Raw genomic sequence first — 19,116 nt, 5'->3', positions numbered from 1 at the left:
AAGACTATGACCCCATCCTTCCCCGTCCCGCGCACCTGCCCGTATGCCCCGCCCCCCGAGTACGAGCGGATGCGCGAGGAGGCGCCGCTCGTACGGGCGTCCCTGCCCCACGGCGACGTCTGGCTGGTCACCCGGTACGCCGAAGCCAGGCAGGTGCTGAACGGCCAGGGCATCAGCACCAGCCCCGCCACCCCCGGCCACCCGAACAACGCCTTCACCGCCGAGGAGCCCACCCAGGAGCAGCGGGAGGTCATGGAACGGTTCAGGGTCGGCCAGTTCATCGACATGGACCCGCCCGAACACGGCCGCTACCGGCGGCTGCTCATCCCCGAGTTCACCGTCCGGCGGGTCAAGGAGATGCGGCCCGGCATCCAGCGGACCGCCGACCTGCTCATCGACGACATGCTCGCCAAGGGCCCGGACGCCGAGCTGGTCGCCGACTTCGGGCTGGCGCTGCCGTCGCTGGTCATCTGCCAGCTGCTCGGCGTACCGTACGCCGACCACGAGTTCTTCCAGTCGCGTACCCGCACCATGGTGTCCAGCGACGACCCGCAGGCGAGCTTCGCGGCGATCATAGAGATCAAGAACTACCTCGCCGACCTGGTCGCGGAGGCGGCGCGGCAGCCGAAGGACGACCTGCTCGGGCGGCTGATCACGGCGGGGGAGGTGAACCACGACGAGATCGTCGGCATGATCTCGCTGCTGCTCATCGCGGGCCACGAGACCACCGCCAACATGATCCCGCTCGGCGTCCTCACCCTGCTGCGCCACCCCGGCCAGCTGGCCCGGCTGCGGGAGGACCCGGGACTGTGGCCGATGGCGGTCGAGGAGCTGCTGCGCTACCTGTCGATCGTCGACTGGGTGGCCTTCGACCGGGTGGCCGTCGAGGACCAGGAGATCGGCGGTCAGCTCGTCAGGAAGGGCGAGGGCATCTTCGTGCTCGGCGCCTCGGCGAACCGGGACGAGCGTGCCTTCGAGCGGCCGGACGACTTCGACATCGACCGCGGCGCCCGCCACCACGTCGCCTTCGGTTACGGCGTGCACCAATGTCTCGGCCAGAACCTGGCCAGGGCCGAACTGGAGATCGCCTACCGGACGCTGTTCGAGCGCATCCCGTCGCTGCGTCTCGCGGTGAACGAGGAGGAGGTTCCGTTCAAGTACTGTCAGGTCATCTTCGGGGCGAACGCCATGCCCGTCACGTGGCGGCACTCATGAAACAACCCCGAAACCGTTCATAGCGTTTTCATGATGGGGCCTTAGCTTAAGAGCATGAGTGAGCCTGCACGGTTGCTGGTGGTGGACGATGAGCCCGCGTTGCGCGAGGCGTTGCAGTCGAGCCTCGAATTCGAGGGCTACAAGGTCGTCACGGCGAACGACGGGCAGGCGGCGCTCGACGAGCTGGCGCGCGAGACGTATGACGCGGTGCTGCTCGACGTCATGATGCCGCGCCTCGACGGGCTGACCGCCTGCCGCAGGCTCAGGGCAACGGGCAACCACATCCCCGTCCTCATGCTGACCGCCCGCGACGCCGTCGGCGACCGGGTCTCCGGGCTCGACGCGGGCGCCGACGACTACCTGGTCAAGCCGTTCGAGCTCGACGAGCTGCTGGCCAGGGTACGCGCCCTGCTGCGGCGGGGCGCGCTGCACACCGGCGCCCCCGAGGTCACGCTGAGCTACGGCGACCTGCGCATGGACCCCGACACCCGCGAGGTGACCAGGGGCGAGCGGCGGCTGGACCTCACCAGGACCGAATACTTGCTGATGGAGCTGTTCCTGTCGCATCCGCGTCAGGTGCTGACCCGTGAGCAGATCCTGGGCGAGGTGTGGGGGTTCGACTTCGAGCCGACGTCCAACTCGCTCGACGTGTACGTGATGTATCTGCGGCGAAAGACCGAAGCCGGTGGCGAGGCGCGGGTGATCCACACGGTGCGCGGGGTGGGGTACACGCTGCGAGCTGCGCCGTGAGAAAGGGCAGTCTGCGCTCCCGGCTGACCCTGCTCGTCACGCTCGCCGTGGCAGTGGCCATTGCGGCCTGCGCGACGCTGTCGTGGTTCATCGTGCAGAACCAGCTGGTACGCCAGCTCGACCAGACCATCATGGACCCCGAAGGACCGGGGGATAAGAAGTATCTGACCGACCATTGCACCCCGCAGGGCACCGCCGACAAGTTCGGCGGGATAGTGACTCTGATGGACGCCAACGGCACCACCTGCTCGCTGGGCTCGCCGATCGTGGCGACCGACGAGGACAAGGCGGCTGTCGGTCACCCTTGTCCGCCGATCTACCGCGATGGCGTCGCCAAGGACGGCACACCGATGCGCGTCGTCACGACGAACTTCGCGCCCGGCCTGGCCGTACTGGAGGCCAGGCCGCTGTTTCACCTCCAGTACACACTGCGCAACACCGCCCTCGCGCTGGCGGCTGTCGCCGCGCTGGGTGTGCTCGGCGCCGGATGGGCCGGCCTGGCCATTTCCCGTACGGCGCTGCGCCCTGTCGGCCACCTCACAGAGGCGGTCGAGCACATTGCCAGAACGGAGGATCTCAACACCCGCATCCCGGTGCGGGGCAATGACGAGATCGCCCGCCTGAGCGCCTCCTTCAACGCCATGACCACGGCCCTGACCGGATCCCGTGAACGCCAGCAGCAGCTCGTCGCCGACGCCGGACACGAGCTGCGAACCCCCCTGACCACCCTCCGTACCAACATCGACCTGCTGCTGCGCAGCGAGCAGACCGGCCGCAGCCTCGACCCCGGCGCCAAGGAACGGCTGCTCGTCAACGTCAAGGCGCAGTTCGCCGAGCTGTCCACGCTGGTCGGTGACCTGCTCCAGCTCGCTCGCGGCGACACCGACCACGAGCCGCACATCGAGCTCGAGTTCAGCAACGTGGTCCGGGCCGCCGCCGAGCGGGCCCGGCTGCGCGGGGCCGCGGTCGCCACCGATCTGGCCCCCTGGTACGTCGTCGGCGGTCCCGCCTCGCTGGAACGTGCCGTGCTCAACCTCATCGACAACGCCGCCAAGTTCAGTCCGGACGGCGAGGTCCAGGTGACCTTGCGCCAAGGCGAGCTGACCGTACGCGATCACGGCCCCGGCATCCCCGAAGAGGACCTGCCGCATGTCTTCGAGCGCTTCTGGCGTTCGCCGGCGGCGCGCGGCCTGCCCGGCTCGGGACTCGGGCTTTCGATCGTCGCGCAGGCCGTGGCCGAGGTGGGGGGAAAGGTACGCCTGGAGAACGCCCCCGGCGGCGGCGCGATCGCGATCCTCGAACTGCCCGGGAATCTCACCCCGCACTCATAATCGGCTAAGTCGCGTTAAAGACCTGAACGAGAGATTCGGGTCATGCACACAACACTCAAGACCCGCCTGGTCGAGGTGGTCGTCCCGGTCTACAACGAGCAGCGGGCCCTGCGTGACAGCATCGGCCGGCTGCACGCCTACCTGTCGGGGACCTTCCCGTACGACTACCGCATCACGATCGCCGACAACGCCAGCACGGACAACACCTGGCAACTGGCCATCGAACTGGCCGCCGAGCTACCCCACGTGCGCGCCGTACACCTGGACGGCAAGGGACGCGGGCGGGCGCTGCGCCAGGTGTGGTCGGAGAGCGACGCGGACGTCGTCAGCTACATGGACGTCGATCTGTCCACCGACCTCGACGCGTTCCTGCCGCTGGTGGCGCCGCTGCTGTCGGGCCACAGCGACCTGGCCATCGGCACCAGGCTGGCGAGGGCGTCGCGGGTGGTGCGCGGGCCGAAGCGCGAGTTCATCTCCCGCTCGTACAACCTGCTGCTCCACCTCATGGGCGCCCGGTTCTCCGACGCCCAGTGCGGGTTCAAGGCCGTACGCACCGAGATCGCGCAGGCGCTGCTGCCCGCCGTCGAGGACGAGCAGTGGTTCTTCGACACCGAGCTGCTGCTGCTCGCCGAGCGGCACGGGCTGCGCATCCACGAGGTGCCCGTCGACTGGGTGGACGACCCCGACAGCCGGGTGGACGTCTTCCAGACCGCCAAGGACGACCTGCGCGGCCTGTTCAGGGTGGCCCGCAAGACGCTGTCCGGCGCGGCCCGCATCCCGGTGCCCGCCCGGGTGTCGCAGGCCCAGCTGCCGCGCGGCATGGCGGCGCAGCTGCCCAAGTTCGCCGTCGTGGGCGTGGTGAGCACGCTGGCGTACCTGCTGCTGTTCTCGGGGCTGCGGCAGATGATCCCAGTGCTCGTGGCCAACGCGATCGCGCTGCTGGTGACCGCCGTGGCCAACACCGCCGCCAACCGCCGCTTCACCTTCGGCGTGACCGGGTCGGCCGGGGCCATGCGGCAGCAGTTCGAGGGCCTGATGGCGTTCCTGGTCGGGCTGGTGCTGACCACCGGCAGCCTGGCCCTGCTGCCCGACACCGTCTCCCACGGCGTGGAACTGGTCGCGGTCGTCATGGCCAACGCGCTGGCCACGCTGGTCCGCTTCCTCCTGCTGCGGGTCTGGGTCTTCAACCCGAGCCGGAGGACCTCATGACCATGACCCTCGACCAGCCGAGCCACCGCCGCTCGGTTTGGCGCGGCGCTGTTTGGCGCGGCGCTGTTTGGCGCGGCGCCCCGGAAGATCCTCGCTGGTCCCGGCCCGCGCTCTGGATCGTGCTGGCCGTCGCCTTCGTCCTCTATACGTGGGCGCTGAGCGGCAACGCCAACGAGTACTACTCCGCGGCCATCCTGTCGGGCACCAAGAGCTGGAAGGCGTTCTTCTTCGGCGCGCTCGACTCCGGCTCGTTCATCACGGTAGACAAGCCGCCGCTGGCCCTGTGGGTGATGGGGCTGTCGGCGCGGGTCTTCGGGTTCTCGACCTGGAGCATGCTGATCCCGCAGGCGCTGGCCGGTGTGGCCTCAGTCGGGCTGGTCTACTCGTCGGTACGGCGTGCCTTCCCCGTTCTTCGGCCCGCGACTGCCCACTCGGAGGTAGGGCAGGCGCACGTGGCCGCCCTGATCGCGGCCGTCGTCATGACGCTCACGCCTATCACGGTGGCGATCAACCGGGACAACAACCCTGACACCATCCTGGTGTTCCTGCTCGTGCTGGCGGCCTGGTTCTGCCTGGAGTCGCTGCGGACGGGGCGGTTGCGGTCGCTGTTGGTGTGTGCGTTGTTCGTCGGGTTGGCGTTCAACGTCAAGATGCTTCAGGCGTATGTGGTGGTGCCCGCCTTTGTGCTGGCGTACCTGTTGTGTGCTCGGGTCTCCTGGGGCAAGCGCGTTGGTCACCTGCTGGCCGCCGGTGCCGTGATGGTGGTGTCGAGCGCCTGGTGGATGGTGATCGTGGACCTTCTGCCTGCGGACTCGCGGCCTTATATCGGTGGTTCGACCGACAACTCCGTGTGGGACCTGGTCATCGGGTACAACGGGCTAGGGCGCATCTTCGGTCAAGGTGGCGGCGGCCCGGGTGGCGGTGGGGGCGGGTTCGGCGGCGGTGGTGGGGCCTCGTTCGGCGGTGCCGCCGGGGCCGACCGGCTGTTCAACGAGACGATGGCGGGGCAGATCTCTTGGCTGCTGCCGTTCTGCGGGCTGGCCCTGGTGTTCGCGCTGACCGCGCGGTGGCGACGCGCCAAGCTCACTGCGCCGCAGGGGGCTGACACGGCCACGAGCGCCGCCGCTAAGCCTGAGGCGACCACTCCTTGGGTCGGCCTGGTCACGCCCGAGGGTGGCACCGCGGCTGGCGCCGGTTCCAAGGTCGGCACTGCGCCCGAGGTCACTGCCCCGCCCATAGCGGTTGGCGCTTCGGGGGCTGTCGGCACTTCGGGGACCGCCGGTCAGCCCGGGGCAAGCCTCGCCGCGTGGCTGGTCTGGGGCGGCTGGCTCGTCGTGCACTTCATGGTGTTCAGCTTCGCCAGCGGCACCTTCCACCCCTACTACACGACCGCCATGGCCCCGGCCGTCGCCGCCGTCACCGCCTTCGGCGGGCTGGCCATGTGGGGCGCCTACCGGCGCTCTTCCCAGGTGTGGGCCTGGGCACTGCCGCTGGGGGTCGCCGTCACGGGCGCATGGTCGTTCGTGGTGCTCCGCCGTACTCCCGACTTCGTGCCGTGGCTGGCCTGGGCGGTGCTCGCCGCGACCGTGGTCGCGGTGGCGGGGCTGGTGCTGGCCAAGTTCCGCAAGGAGATCGCGGTGAAGGCGGCCGCGGTCGCGCTGGTGGCGACGGCGATCGCCGGGCTCGCCGGACCGGCAGCGTTCGCGGTGTCGCCTCTCGGTTCGCAGGTCAACGGCAGCAACCCCACCGCAGGACCGTCTAGCGGCGGGATGGGCTTCGGCCCTGGGGGCGGCGGCTTCCGCGGCCAGATGCGGCCGGGCGAGATGCCGCAGGGCCAGTTCCCGCAGGGGCAGATGCCTCAAGGCCAGATGCCGCAGGGCCAGGACGGGCAGGGCCAATTCCCGCAGGGTCAGGTCCCGCAGGGCGATGGTCAGGGCCAAGATGGCCAGGGTCAGGACGGACAGGGGACGGAACGGCGGTTTGGGCGGATGGGCGGCGGCGGTCCCGGCGGCGGGATCAGCAGCTCCATGGTCTCCTACCTGGTGGCCAACCAAGGCAAGGCCGAATGGCTCGTCGCCGTGAGCAGCGCCATGCAGGCCTCCTCGACCATCCTGTCCACCGGCAAGCCGGTCCTCGCCATGGGCGGCTTCACTGGCAGCGACCCCGCCATGACCGTCACCAAGCTCAAGGACCTCGTCTCATCCGGCAAGCTCCGCTACGTGATGGCCGGCGGCGACGACCGCGGCGGCCCCGGCAGAGGCAACAGCGAGGTCACCACCTGGGTCCAGGCCAACTGCAAGAGTGTGACCGGCCAGGACGGGCTGTACGACTGCTCCTCATGATCCAGCCAAGGGGCTCCGCGTTTTGCAGCGACGCGGCGCCCCGGGGGGCTACAGGAAGCGGAGAGAGCTTCCAAGGGGCCGAGGCAGAGGGTGCGCGTCGTGGACCGCCACGATCGACTCCGGCGAACGCGGTGACGAACCGACGAGGCTCATCGATTTCTCGCAGGACAAGCCCGAGATCCTTCGCAGAGGCGCCGGAACCCGTCCCTCTTCGAGTAGTGATCGAGACGTGGGTCAGGCCGCTGGCCTTGCACCGGCGGTGCTGGGACGACGGCCGCACCCTGGTGTGATCACGCGTTGACCGATCAGGGGGACCGTGTCAAGGCAAGATCATCGAAAGACGCTGCCCGGCGGCGGCAGGGCCGGGCAGCGCTGTCGGTCACCTGCTCGGTTCGTCAATCTTGACGGCCTGACTGGCCTGTGCTGGTCCGGTCCTGCTGTCGCCGGGCCACAGCACGGTGTAGGTATATTCACCCGCCTCCGGCGTGTCGACGAAGAGGTACGATCCGTTGTTGATCCTCGCCGACCACCGACGGAGGCCGCTGCCGTCGGTGGTGAGAGTGCGCTGGACGGTGACCCGGGAGCCGATCGGCACAGTGGTGCCCTCGACCTGAAACACTCCGCTGAACACCAGTTGCTCGCCTGCGACCGCACTCGTCGGCCCCGTCAATGTCAGCGCTGTGCCGTACCTGACCGCAGTAGTGACCGAGGCCTTGCTCCACCGGTGTTCCTCGTCGCCCTTCCAGCGCACGGTGTAGGTGAGCTGCCCGCCGATCGGTGGCGCGTCCGTGATGGAGAAGGTTCCGTCCGCTGCGGTCGTCACGCCGGGCAAGTCCGCGCTGGTTCCGTCGGGCAGGGTACGGGTCACCGCGAGCTGCTGCGCGCCCGGGGCCGTCCCATCGGCGAACGCCAACTGGCCTGTCATGGTGAGCGGTTGGTGCGCCGTCCCGCCGGGCGCTGCCGTCAGTGTCAGCGTGGAGCGCGGCAGAGTCATGTCGTGCAGCCGCCACAGGTAGAGCTGCTTCGTGCGCGACCTCACCAGGCTGAAGATGTCCCGGCCCGAGAATGCGACGCTCCCGCCGACCACCTGACCCACTGTGGTGTTCTCGGTGTGCAGATTCGCCTTCGAGTCCGCGTCGTACAGCGTCATCGTCGCCACCCCCTGGCCGTTGTCGCGCCCGCCCGCGACGTAGGCACCGTCCGGACTGATGGCGACGGCCGTCGCCCACGCGGGCCCGTCATAGCCACCTACCTTCGACAAGGTGGTGGCATCCCACACATCGAACGAGTACGGGAGGGCGAACGCCGAGATCACGTGCGAGCCGTCCGGGGTTACGGTAACGTCCATCAGCTGGCCGTTTCCGGTGACGTGCCCGTCGATCTCGCCGCGCAGGACGGGAGCGGTGCCGCTGATGTCGTAGACGAACAGATCGGTCGGATAGCCCGCTCCTTCGCCGACCACCAGCGTGTTCCCGGCTGCGGCGATAGACGGGCCCGACTTAAGGAGAGAGGTGTCGAACGGCTCCGGCTCCGGCTCCGCCACCGACAGGTCGAGGCCGAGGACGCCGTACCCGGTGCCGCAGCCGTAGTATCCGACCCACAGCCGCTCCCCGGTGAGCGCCAGGCTCTCCGGGCATGGGTAGTCGGCGAGGTCGATGCGCCGGGTGATCTCCAGTGTGGCGGTGTTGATCTCGGCTACCTCGTTCGAGCCGTACAGCGCCGCGTAGAGGCGGGCGCCGTCGGGCGTGATGGCCAGGCTGTCGGCACCGGACAGGCCGGTCACAGCGCCCTCGATCTCGCCGGTGGTGTCCGCGACGACGATGCGATCGCCGGCGGCGACGGCGACCTTGTCGCCTCCGACGACCAGGTCACCGCTGTAGGTGAGAACGCCGAGGTCGGTCATGGAGTCCTTGGCCGAGGCGGTGGGTGCCAGAGCGATGAGGATGCCGGCGGTCAGGGTCAGAACGCCGCCGAGGGCGGCCGGCCATGATGCGGCGGGTCTGCGACGTTCCGCGGATAAGAGACGCACGTGGATCTCCGCTCGGGAGGGGTGGGGGAGCGATGAAGCGCCCTGATCAAGCCACACAAGCGCATCTCTGGTCAAAATCTACGATCAGTAGTCACTGATGATCAGCGACCAGAAGGCGATCACCTACGGTGACCTCAGCAGGTCGCAAGCCCCGGTAAGTGACGTCAAACCGTGATTATGCGCACGTCTGGCCCGCGTCACCGCTCTGATCAAAGAGTTGTTCCGTATCGGCTACACCCCGCGCGGGGTGCCCTATCTGCTGCACCTGGATGAGGCGGAGCCCGCAGGTGCCTGCACGCCGCGCTGCCGAACGTGATCTTCGAGTACCTGGAGATCTGGCACAATCGGCAACGACGGCACAGCAGCCTCGGCATGCTCACCCCGATACAGTTCGAGAACGCGTCCACCGTGGCATGACGATCCAGAAACGCGACTCCATCGGACCCAGGGCACACCCAAGTCTCCCCCAAAGTCGGGGCGGTTCAGCCGGTGCCCGAACGCGGGTCGTGGATAGGCGGCTCATCGGCCTGAACTTGCAATCGGCCTGTCCTGCACGCCTTCCCTGTTCAGCGAAGCAGCACGATCTACCACCCCTTGGCCGGGCATGCTCATATATGTCGCTATGTCGGACTGATCGTGTGGTAAGTCGCATTCCGTGACTATTGATCACGAAAATCGATCTTGTGTCCGTTTTATGCGCAGCTTACGCTCGGTCCGTTTGGCAATCTTGCTCCGAACCGCGCGGTCTCGTGCCGGGGGGTGGAGCTTCGTCCGGCGTCGTGAGGCGTCCTGCGTAGTTCGGAGTGTGACGGCGTATGCGCCGGTTGCTGGCATGGTCTCGTTCTGCACGCGTGCGGTCCAGCCTCGTGGGTATCACGTTGATGGCGGCATTGCCGGGCCTTTTGACGTTGCAGGCGCAGCCGGTGGTGGCCGATTCGGGGAGGCCGGTCGTCACGGCGGCGGCAGATGGCATGCCGGACACGCCTAAGCAGATGATGGGCAGCGGGGCCGGCCTTTCGTCGTCTGTTTCTGCGGATGCGACACGCTCGACGGCCGATCCGGGGACGCCGAAGGCGAAGGCTGCGCCGGTGGGAGCGGTGCCGCAGGAACTGCGCAAGGGTGTGGTCCGTACCAAGCAGACCGGTTCTCTTTCGCGGTTGTTGACGGCCAAGGCAACGTCCGGCACGACCTCGGCGCCCACGATCACGTCGATGTCGCCAGCCAATGGCGTGCAGGTGATGACTACGGAGCCGACGTTGTCGGTGACGGCGACGACGTCGCCGGGCGGGTCGATCGGCTATCGATTCGAGGTGTGCACCAACCCGTCGATGTCGACGGGTTGTGTCACCGCGATTCCGTTGTCCAACAGTTGGACGGTGCCCAAGGACACGCTCGGGTGGGGCCGCCAGTATTGGTGGCGGGTGCTGGTCAGCGACGCTTCGACGACGGGCGGGGAGAGCGTGATGTCCTCGACGTACACGTTCGTGATCGGGGTGCGGCAGCCGACGATCACTTCGCAGTTGTCGATGCGTGGCATCAACGGTCAGGAGTTCAACCAGGCCTCCGGCAACTACACGACCACGTTCACCGATGCGCAGGTGGCGACGGTGGGTGCGCCGTTGTCGGTGGTGCGGACCTACAACAGCATGGATCCGCGCCGGGACGGCGCGTTCGGGGCGGGTTGGTCGACCCGGTGGGACATGCGGCTCGTGGCCGAGAGCGTGCGCGGGCGCGAGGCTGCGCTGGTCACCTACCCGGACGGCCGCCAGGCCCGCTTCGCCAAGAAGGATGACGGCACGTTCCAACCGCCGCCGGGCATGTACGCCACGTTGGCCAAGAACGCCGACGGTAGCTGGCGGTTGATGGACAAGTCCTCCACCTCTTATGCCTTCGATGGCACCGGCCGGTTGCTGAAGCTGACCGACAGTCGCGGCCGCGGTCAGGAGTTGACGTACGGCAGCGACGGGAAGCTGGCCAAGGTGACCGCGACCGGCGGCCGGTCGCTAACCTTCTCTTGGACTGGCGCGCATGTGACCACCGTGGCCACCGACGCTGTGGACGGCAAGGCGCTGTCCTGGACGTATACCTACAACGGTGATGCGCTGGAGAAGGTGTGCGACCCGACGACGAGTACGGCCTGCACCGTGTATCAGCTCAACAACGGGTCGTTGTATCGCAGCACGGTGCTCGATTCCGACCCGATGGGCTACTGGCGGCTGGGTGAGAGCACCGGGTCGACGTCCAAAGATCTGGGCTGGATGGGCGCGGACGCCCATTACAACATCGGCTACACGCTGAACAAGCCGGGCGCGCTGGCGGGTACCACGGATGCCGCGGTGCAGATCGCCGCCTCCAGTACCCCGAACATCAATCTGGCCTCTGACGCGATCTCGCGGATCGGCGCCTGGGGGTCGGTGGAGACCTGGTTCAAGACCACGGCCACTGGCACGCTGATGTCGACCAGCTACGAATTCCCCAGCGAGATCATTCCGCTGCTGGAGGTGACCAGTGCGGGCAAGCTGTCGGCGACCTACCAGGAGGACTCCACCCCGATCGTGTCGGCCGCCTCGGTCAAGGACGGCCAGTGGCACCACGCGGTGTTCACTGTCGGCGGCACCGTGCAGACGCTGTATCTGGACGGCCAGCAGGCCGGAACGGTGACCGAACCGGTCGCCGCGATCAACCAGGACGATGGGCTGGACATCGGTGGCGGCATCGCCGCCACGGTCGATGAGGCCGCCGTCTACGATCGGCCGCTGTCGGCGGTGGAGGTGGCCCGGCACTACGCCGCGAGGCTGGCCGCGCCGCACGAACTGGTCAAGATCACCCTCCCGTCAGGCCGGATCTGGGCCGCCAACACCTACGACGCCTCGACCGAGCGGATCAAGACCCACACCGACCAGCACGGCGGCACCTGGCAGCTGGCCGAACCGGTCCTGGACCGCACAGCGGGAACCTCCACGGTTCAGGTGACCGACCCGAAGAACAAGAAACTGACGGCCGTTCACGACATCTGGCGTGGCTACCGGCTGATCTCCAAGACCGACCAGCGGCCTGCGACGACTTACTACGACTACGACACCAACGGGTTTTTGTCGGAGATAGCGGACGCCAACAACAACACCACCACCTGGCGCAACGACAAGCGCGGCAACACCATCTCCACCCACACCTGCCATACGTCCAACAGTTGCCAGCTCTCCTACACCGAGTTCTACCTCAACAAGAACGACCAGTTCGACTCGCGCAACGACCGCGTGACCAAGGTTCGCGACGCTCGCTCGGCTAGCGCCACCGACAACACCTACGCCACCACCTTGGAGTACAACTCCTACGGCGAGCAGACCAAGCAGATCTCCCCAGCGACCGTAGACTTCCCCAGCGGCCGTTCGGTCAGCGTCACCTACACCGACGGCAGTGAGGCGGCGATCGGCGGTGGTTCCACCCCTGCCGGTTTGATCGCGTCACAAACGGATGCGCGGCAGAACACCTGGACCTATCGCTACACCGCCGCTGGAGATCTGGCCGAGCAGAGCAGTCCGGCCGGCCTGCTGGTCAAGCTGAGCTACGACGCTCTGGGGCGGCTGCGTGAGAAGTCGGAGGTGTCACAGGCTCATCCGGACGGGGTGAAAACCGCCTTCACCTATGACGGGCTGGGCCGTCCGGCGACACAGACCGAGCCCGGTGTGAAGAACGAGGTCTCCGGGGTTACCCACACCCAGCGCACCACGTTCGCCTACGATCCGGACGGCAACAAGCTCAGCGACACCATCGCCGACCTGACCGGCGGCGACGCCGAGCGGGCCACCGTTTACACCTATGACACCCATGGCAAGCTCGAAACGACCACCGACCCCGAGGGCGGCGTCGTCCGGCAATCCTGGAACACCACCGGCCAACTGGCCACCGTCACCGATGCCCGGGGCGCGGTGGTCGAGTACGGCTACGACGGGCGCGGACTGCTCACCTCGCGCACGTTGAAGGGCTGGACCGACAGCCCGGTCAACCCGAAACCGGCCAAGGACGAGGTGCTGGAGTCATTCACCTATGACCCAGGCGGTCGCCTTGAGACGCAGACGGACGCGATGCAGCGTACGACCTCCTACAGCTACTTCAATGACAACCTGCTGGAGAAGAAGACCGCCGTAGGCGTCTTGCTGAACAACTCCACCACCACCACGGATGTGGTGCTGGAGAATCACACCTATGACGCGGCAGGCAACCAGACCCAACTGGTGACCGGCGGGAACGAATCGATTACTACCGACTATGTCTATGACGCCGCTGGCCGCCTGACCTCGCAGACTTTCGATCCCGAAGACTTGGCCCGCAAGACGACCTTCGTCTACGACGCCAATGGCAACGTGCTCAAGACGACACGTACTGGCACCGGATCTACTCGCGCCGAAATCACCGAGTACGCCTACAACAAGGTCAACCAGCTCACCACGACCACGGTGGAGAACGGTGATCAGGACCTGGTCTCCACCACCCTCTACGACGACCGCGGCCTGGCCACCGCCAGCATCGACCCGCGCGGCAACGCCACCGGAGCGAACGCGGCTGACTTCACCACCACCATGCGCTACGACGCCCTCAGCCGACTGATCGAGGCGAGCGGCCCGCAGGTCAAGGTGGACAAGGCCGGCACGTCCAATGACGCCCACCCCACCGCCCACTACGGCTACGACACGTTCGGCGCCAAGACCCACGCGACGGATGCCGAAGGGCGGACGGTCACCTCGGTCTTCGACAAGGCCGACCGGTTGACCAGCCAGAGCGCGCCCAGCTACACCCCGCCCGGCGGTACCGCCGTCACTCCCACCACCGCATATGGCTACGACACGGCCGGTCAGCTGATCACCACCACCGACCCGCGCCGCTACGTCACGACGTTCGAGTACGACAAGCTCGGCCGCCAGGTGCGCATCACGGACCCCGCTCCGGCCGGGCAGACCCCCGGCCAGTCGATCATCGAGTACTACATGGACGGCTCGAAGCGGGCCACCGTTGATGCGACCGGCGCCCGCAGCGAGGCCACTTACGATGGCCTGGGCCGTCAGGTCACCCAAACCCAGATCGAACGCAAGCCCACCGCGGCCGTCTACACCACCAAGCTGACCTACAACCAGGCGGGCTTCCTCACCAAGACGGAGGCGCCCGGCGCCAAAACCGTCACCACGGACTACAAGCCGAACGCCGCCGGCGAAGTGAGGTCGCAGACTGTCGCGTCGGGCACCAGCACGGCGATCACCACCACGATGGACTACGACCTGGCCGGTCGCCTGATCAAGACCGCCGACGGGCGAGGCAACTCCACCACCACCGAGTACGACCTGGCCGGCCGCAAGATCGCCGCCAAGGACCTGGAAGGCTCGACCATCCGGCGCACCACCAGCGCCGGCTACGACCCGGCCGGCAACCAGACCAGCCTCACCTCCGGCGAGAGCCACACCACCCGGCAGACCTTCGACGCGCTCAACCGCGTCACCTCACTGATCGAGCCCACCTCCGCCACCGACTCGATCACCACCAGCTTCGGCTACGACGCCACCGGCGCCCGCACCCGCCTCACCGACGGCCGCGGCAACGCCACCTGGACCACCTATAACAGCCTCGCCCTAGCCGAAACGGTCACCGAACCGGCCACCAACACCCACCCGAACGCCGCCGACCGCACCTGGACCACCGGCTACGACGAGGCCGGCAACCTCAATGTGGTCATCCAGCCCGGCGGGGTACGCATCGACCGCACCTTCGACCACCTCGGACGACTCACCAAGGAGACCGGCGCGGGCGGTGGTGCCGCCACCGCGGAACGCACCTTCGGCTACGACCTGGCCGACCGCCCCACCACCATCGGCGACCTCACCGTCGACTACAACGACCGCACCCTGCCCCTGTCGATCAAGCGCGGCACAACCCAGCTGACCGGCTACACCTACGACGGCCTCGGCAAGCCCACCCAGCGCGTGGACGCCGCCGGTACCGCCACCTTCACCTGGGACGCCAACAACCGGCCCGCAACGGCCACCGAACCGGTCACCGGCCGCAAACTCACCTACGGCTACGACGCGGCCGACAACCTGTCCTCTCTGACCGCCACCACCGGCACCACCACGGTCGACACCCAGATCTTCACCTACGACTACGCCGACCGGCTGGAAACCCAGACGCTGCGCAAGGGCAGCAGCACCGGCACCCAACTCGCCAAGATCACCTACGGCTGGGACAAGGACGACAACCTCACCACCAAGACCACCGCAGGCCTGGCCGGAGCGGGCACCAACACCTACGGCTACGACCACGCCGGCCGCCTCACCTCCTGGACCGCCCCCGGCGGCGCAGTCACCGCCTACGAGTGGGACAAGTCCGGCAACCGCACCAAGGCCGGCACCAAGACCTACGCCTATGACGAACGCAACCGCCTCACCTCAGGCGACGGCGCCAACTACACCTACACCCCGCGCGGCACCCTGGCCACGGAATCCAAAGCCGGTGTCACCACCAACTACACCTTCGACGCCTTCGACCGCCTCATCGCCGACGGCGACTCGCTGTACAGCTACGACGCCTTCGACCGCGTCAGCTCGCGTATAAATGGGGCTGCCAAGCAGAATTTCGCCTACGCCGGACTGACCAACGACCTGGCCGCCGCCACCGACAGCAGCGGCGCTGTCCAGGCCAAATACGGTCGCGACGCAGGAGGCACGCTCCTCGGCCAGCAAGAGGGCACCAACCCCGCCCTGGCCACGCTGACGGACCTGCACGGCGACCTGGTCGCCACCTACAGCACCACCGCGCTGGCCACCACCACCGCATATGACCCGTTCGGCACCGTTACTGCCCAAACTGGCGTCAAGACCACCCTTGGCTACCAGGGCGAATACACCGACCCGGACACCGGCAAGGTCAACATGCACGCCCGCTGGTACCAGCCCGGCACCGGAGCCTTCACCAGTCGCGACACCGCCACCCTCAACCCCAACCCGTCGGTCCAAGCCAACCGCTACACCTACGCCAACGCCTCCCCCCTGACTGGCACCGACCCCACCGGCCACGCCACCGTCGTCTCCGGCGACGCGGTCGGCGGCACCTGGGACTCGCCCTACACACCAGGCATCGACTACCAGACGGCCGTCGATTACTACGCCCAACATGGCATGGTGATTGGAGGCGGCGGTAGCGGAAGCGGGCTATGCATCGGAAAGCCATGTTCGATAGGCGACATCGACGGCGGCGCCATAGCTTGTGACATATGGGGGTGCTATGCAGCGATCTACGCGCCACCATCAGAGATCGTCATGTCTGATAAAGAGGCCAAGCAGCGTGGACTGATGCCTAACGGTCGGTCCGCGCCAGCGGGATACTGGAAAGAAAAGAAGGACGCCCGAGAGGCGTACATGTTCGCTTATGCCATGGGCATGGACGACGAGAGCCTGGCCAAACTTTGGGATGTGCTCCGTTCCAAAGGCCTGAAAGGGGCATGGGGGGGCTCATCAAGCGGAGGCAGTTCCGCAGTACCTGCAAAGGGCGGATGCTACACTTGGAAGGGTATCCCCGGGTGTATTACTAAAGGCCATCGAGATATTCTGGTCGCGGCCATGAATAACAACACCAAGAATGGCCCTGTGTGGACCGAAAGGATGGCGGCGCACTATGGCTACCTGAAGGCGACCGGCCAAGCAAAGGAGGCCAAGGCTTATGTGGAGGCATTCAAGAAGAAATTCATAACGAGCTACAAGAGTACTATCAAGGCTGCCGCGCAGATGTTCAACATACCTGCTTACCTGCTTGCCGCAATTCTCTACGCAGAAGCCGGTGGTAAACCGGAGTCCGCAAACCTAGCAGCAATGACTTGGCGTGAGGGATTCGTGGGTAAGTTGACTGGGGAACGAGATTGGGTAACGACGTGGGGCGTCGGATCGATCAATATGAGAAATGCGGCAAAGTCGTTGGGGTATAAGCCTGGCGATATGACCGACGCTCAATATGGATTCCTTAGGGCGACTATTCGAGACCCTAATGTGAGTATATTTGTAACCGCTGCATATATGGCTTATATCAGAGCTGGGTGGCCTAACTCATGGAATGATCCATGGCTGCAGCGCCGGGTTGCATTCGAGTACAATGGATCCGGAGCGCACGCAAACACCTACGCCGACCTGTATATGGGCTACCTGCCGACAGTGAAAACTTTGATGTAATTCTTCTTGGCGCGAAGGAATCGATGATGCGTCATGCGGCGCTCGCACCGCTGAAAGGTAGGGCTGTGGAACCGTTGAATGAATCCTTCGATGCGGATCTCCCATGGATTCAGGAGGGGCAACGCCCTTCTTCAAAGGCGCAGGAGAACGCCAGGACTGCTCGTCTTGCGATGGGGGCCCTTACGGCGGGAGTCGGGCTGCTCGCGATGTTGGTGAGCTTCATGCCGACGAACTATGACTGGGATAACTCTATGCCCGACTACAGCGATGTCACCATGGTGATGGTCACTACAGTGGCATCGGGCTTTGCTGCCGTCCTCACTGTGGCGGCCACGGCGTTCTTCTGGAGAAGCAAGGCTTTGGTGCTCACGCTTTCTCTTCCTCTGGCCGTGGATATTTATCGACTCATCACCCTTCTGCCCCACTACGAGGGCTGACATTACTGCACCTTAAATGTCGTACTGTCTTTGGTTCGTGGCGGGTTGCTCTCGGTGCGGTACGGCGGGGTATGCGGTATGGGTACCTTGACCATTCCCGTCATCGCCGACCTGGCCGGACTCGTGTGGATCCTGAACGCAGGCTGAAGAAGATCGACTACCGGCCCTGCTACTCACTCTCTGTCTGGTCCAAACTGGACTGATAACCCTCGACACCCTGGCAGACCACAGTTGCACTGCGGCCAGGTCCTTGTCGTACTTGGCATAGACCGTGTAGTCATCGCGTACCAGGTGCTGCGGTCGTCGGGCAGAATCCCGAACCCTATCCAGGGCGTCATGGCCGCGGTGGTCGGCAGCGCCGAACCAGACCAGCCGGTCGGCGCGGGCGGTGGAGACATACAGCAGCCGATCCCCGTTGTCGGCGGCGACGCGGGCGGGGGTCTCGTTGTGGTGCAGCACCAGCGCGGCCCGCAGCGCATTCTTGAGCGCGCTTTCGAAGGTGGCCAGCCGCGAGGACACGCGCTTGACCAGGCCACCAACGAACCCGGTCGAGGCCGGCGCGTTCAGCAGCACTCATCAGGTCGGCGGACCGGCTGATGCTCATGTTCCCGTTTCAGGCCAACATCGCGGCCAACATCGCGGTGGGTGCGCGTACGTTCGGGCCGTAACGGCGCGGCCCCGGCCAGTGGCCGCCCGGGATCCCGCCGACAAGCCGGACAGGTGACCTTGACCATCCGATATTCGGTGAGCTGGAGTTTCATCGGAGGTGTGTCGAACACCTGCACCCGGGCGGCAATTCTTGCCTCGATGCCGGCCAACCTCTGACCGCATCCGGCGCACTCCTCGGGGACCACGACGGTGACCTGGTCTGGGTCAGTCCGCCAAGCTTGCGCATGCCCCTCGTGCCCGGCCTGCCCGCCCCGTGGCCGAGGTGAACGCTTCTTGGGCTGCTTGGCTCGCGCCGCCGACCCGTCCGACCCTGGTGGCATCGACGAGTTGGAGGAATTCATGCCCACGCGCCGTTTCAGCTGCTCGGTCTCGTCCAGCAGCGCCGCGATCAACGCATCCTGCTTGGCCAAGGCGGTCAGAACACCTCACGACTGAGCGTTGACTGTCGGGGCCTCTGGACACACTCGCCTATAGCTGTCGGGGACAGCGAGGAGGCGCTGTCTACGGACTGTCCCCTTTGCTTGGATGTGTTTCCACAGGCCCAGACTTCGGGTAGGGAGGGACGCGGGAGCGGGCGTGTAGAGCCTTTCAGGCAGATCAGGTCATATGACTTTGGCAGGGTCCTTCGACGAGAGCGTCCCAGAGGGGGCGTGCTTCGCTGTAACGCCCTCTGCCGGGGTTGCGTCCACGGGAGTGGTGTACGAGTTTGACCTGGCCACAAGCGTGGCGTCGTGAAATGACGACGGCCATCGCGTGATCCTTCGAGTAGCAAGATCAAGATCGAAGGAGATCAGACGATGGCCGCAGACAACAGTGTGACGCCCGCGCAGTGGCTGGCACGGCAGATCGAGACCGACGACCCCGACATGTTGCGATCCATGGTGAAGACCATGGCCGAAGCGTTGATGTCGGCCGAGGCCGACAACC

11 protein-coding genes and 1 pseudogene are annotated in these 19,116 nt (G+C 66.4%); 9 read left to right on the top strand and 3 right to left on the bottom strand.

Annotated elements, in window-relative coordinates:
- Nucleotides 1-6 precede the first annotated feature (6 nt).
- The 5 genes from KME78_RS58970 to KME78_RS58950 are packed head-to-tail and all read left to right on the top strand — an operon-like array spanning nucleotide 7 to nucleotide 6,847.
- The gene (locus KME78_RS58970) at nucleotides 7-1,215 is read left to right on the top strand and encodes a cytochrome P450 (protein WP_219539019.1); all 1,209 of its coding nucleotides are present in this window, start codon (nucleotides 7-9) and stop codon (nucleotides 1,213-1,215) included.
- Nucleotides 1,216-1,269: 54 nt separating this feature from the next.
- Complete coding sequence (locus KME78_RS58965) at nucleotides 1,270-1,965, top strand: response regulator transcription factor (protein ID WP_219539017.1); 696 nt, start codon at nucleotides 1,270-1,272, stop codon at nucleotides 1,963-1,965.
- Entirely contained in the window at nucleotides 1,962-3,296 is a 1,335-nt protein-coding gene (locus KME78_RS58960; protein ID WP_219539015.1) for a sensor histidine kinase, read from the top strand. Before KME78_RS58965 ends, KME78_RS58960 begins: the two co-directional genes overlap by 4 nt.
- A 42-nt stretch (nucleotides 3,297-3,338) precedes the next feature.
- Nucleotides 3,339-4,505 (top strand): bifunctional glycosyltransferase family 2/GtrA family protein, encoded by a 1,167-nt coding sequence (locus KME78_RS58955; protein WP_219539013.1) that lies wholly within the window; start codon nucleotides 3,339-3,341, stop codon nucleotides 4,503-4,505.
- Nucleotides 4,502-6,847, top strand: a complete 2,346-nt coding sequence (locus KME78_RS58950) for a glycosyltransferase family 39 protein (RefSeq protein WP_246654860.1) — start codon at nucleotides 4,502-4,504, stop codon at nucleotides 6,845-6,847. Before KME78_RS58955 ends, KME78_RS58950 begins: the two co-directional genes overlap by 4 nt.
- 379 nt (nucleotides 6,848-7,226) lie before the next feature.
- Here the strand turns inward: KME78_RS58950 and KME78_RS58945 are convergent, their stop codons facing one another.
- The gene (locus KME78_RS58945; RefSeq protein ID WP_219539009.1) at nucleotides 7,227-8,876 is read right to left on the bottom strand and encodes a hypothetical protein; all 1,650 of its coding nucleotides are present in this window, start codon (nucleotides 8,874-8,876) and stop codon (nucleotides 7,227-7,229) included.
- Nucleotides 8,877-9,188: 312 nt separating this feature from the next.
- On the opposite strand from KME78_RS58945, the gene KME78_RS58940 reads away from it, so the two are divergent.
- From KME78_RS58940 to KME78_RS58930, 3 genes are all read left to right on the top strand, one after another.
- A complete protein-coding gene (locus KME78_RS58940) occupies nucleotides 9,189-9,293 on the top strand; it encodes an IS3 family transposase (protein ID WP_372455130.1) in 105 nt (34 codons plus the stop codon).
- A gap of 449 nt (nucleotides 9,294-9,742) precedes the next feature.
- Complete coding sequence (locus tag KME78_RS58935) at nucleotides 9,743-17,083, top strand: RHS repeat-associated core domain-containing protein (protein WP_219539008.1); 7,341 nt, start codon at nucleotides 9,743-9,745, stop codon at nucleotides 17,081-17,083.
- 23 nt (nucleotides 17,084-17,106) lie between these two features.
- On the top strand, nucleotides 17,107-17,520 hold the full coding sequence (locus KME78_RS58930; RefSeq protein WP_219539006.1) for a hypothetical protein: 414 nt from the start codon (nucleotides 17,107-17,109) through the stop codon (nucleotides 17,518-17,520).
- 12 nt (nucleotides 17,521-17,532) lie between these two features.
- Here the strand turns inward: KME78_RS58930 and KME78_RS58925 are convergent, their stop codons facing one another.
- Together KME78_RS58925 and KME78_RS58920 are read right to left on the bottom strand one after the other, a co-directional pair.
- A complete protein-coding gene (locus KME78_RS58925) occupies nucleotides 17,533-18,093 on the bottom strand; it encodes an IS66 family transposase (protein WP_219539003.1) in 561 nt (186 codons plus the stop codon).
- Nucleotides 18,084-18,599 carry a DUF6444 domain-containing protein gene (locus tag KME78_RS58920; protein ID WP_219539001.1) on the bottom strand — a complete coding sequence of 172 codons (516 nt, stop codon included), beginning with the start codon at nucleotides 18,597-18,599 and terminating at the stop codon, nucleotides 18,084-18,086. The genes KME78_RS58925 and KME78_RS58920 overlap by 10 nt, the downstream gene beginning before the upstream one ends.
- A 387-nt stretch (nucleotides 18,600-18,986) precedes the next feature.
- Between KME78_RS58920 and KME78_RS68490 the strand changes: the two are divergent.
- Nucleotides 18,987-19,116: pseudogene (locus KME78_RS68490) on the top strand (IS256 family transposase); the annotation flags it as partial.

The organism is Nonomuraea guangzhouensis (genome assembly GCF_019396345.1).
Classification (GTDB): Bacteria; Actinomycetota; Actinomycetes; order Streptosporangiales; family Streptosporangiaceae; genus Nonomuraea; species Nonomuraea guangzhouensis.
The sequence above is the reverse complement of the archived record's forward strand: the minus strand, read 5'-3'. Positions and strand labels throughout refer to the sequence as shown.

Bases quoted from the DNA above. Each gene is read 5' to 3' on its own strand.
- KME78_RS58970 (WP_219539019.1), top strand. From the start codon at position 7: ATGACCCCATCCTTCCCCGTCCCGCGCACCTGCCCGTATGCCCCGCCC.
- KME78_RS58965 (WP_219539017.1), top strand. From the start codon at position 1,270: ATGAGTGAGCCTGCACGGTTGCTGGTGGTGGACGATGAGCCCGCGTTG.
- KME78_RS58955 (WP_219539013.1), top strand. From the start codon at position 3,339: ATGCACACAACACTCAAGACCCGCCTGGTCGAGGTGGTCGTCCCGGTC.
- KME78_RS58950 (WP_246654860.1), top strand. From the start codon at position 4,502: ATGACCATGACCCTCGACCAGCCGAGCCACCGCCGCTCGGTTTGGCGC.
- KME78_RS58930 (WP_219539006.1), top strand. From the start codon at position 17,107: ATGATGCGTCATGCGGCGCTCGCACCGCTGAAAGGTAGGGCTGTGGAA.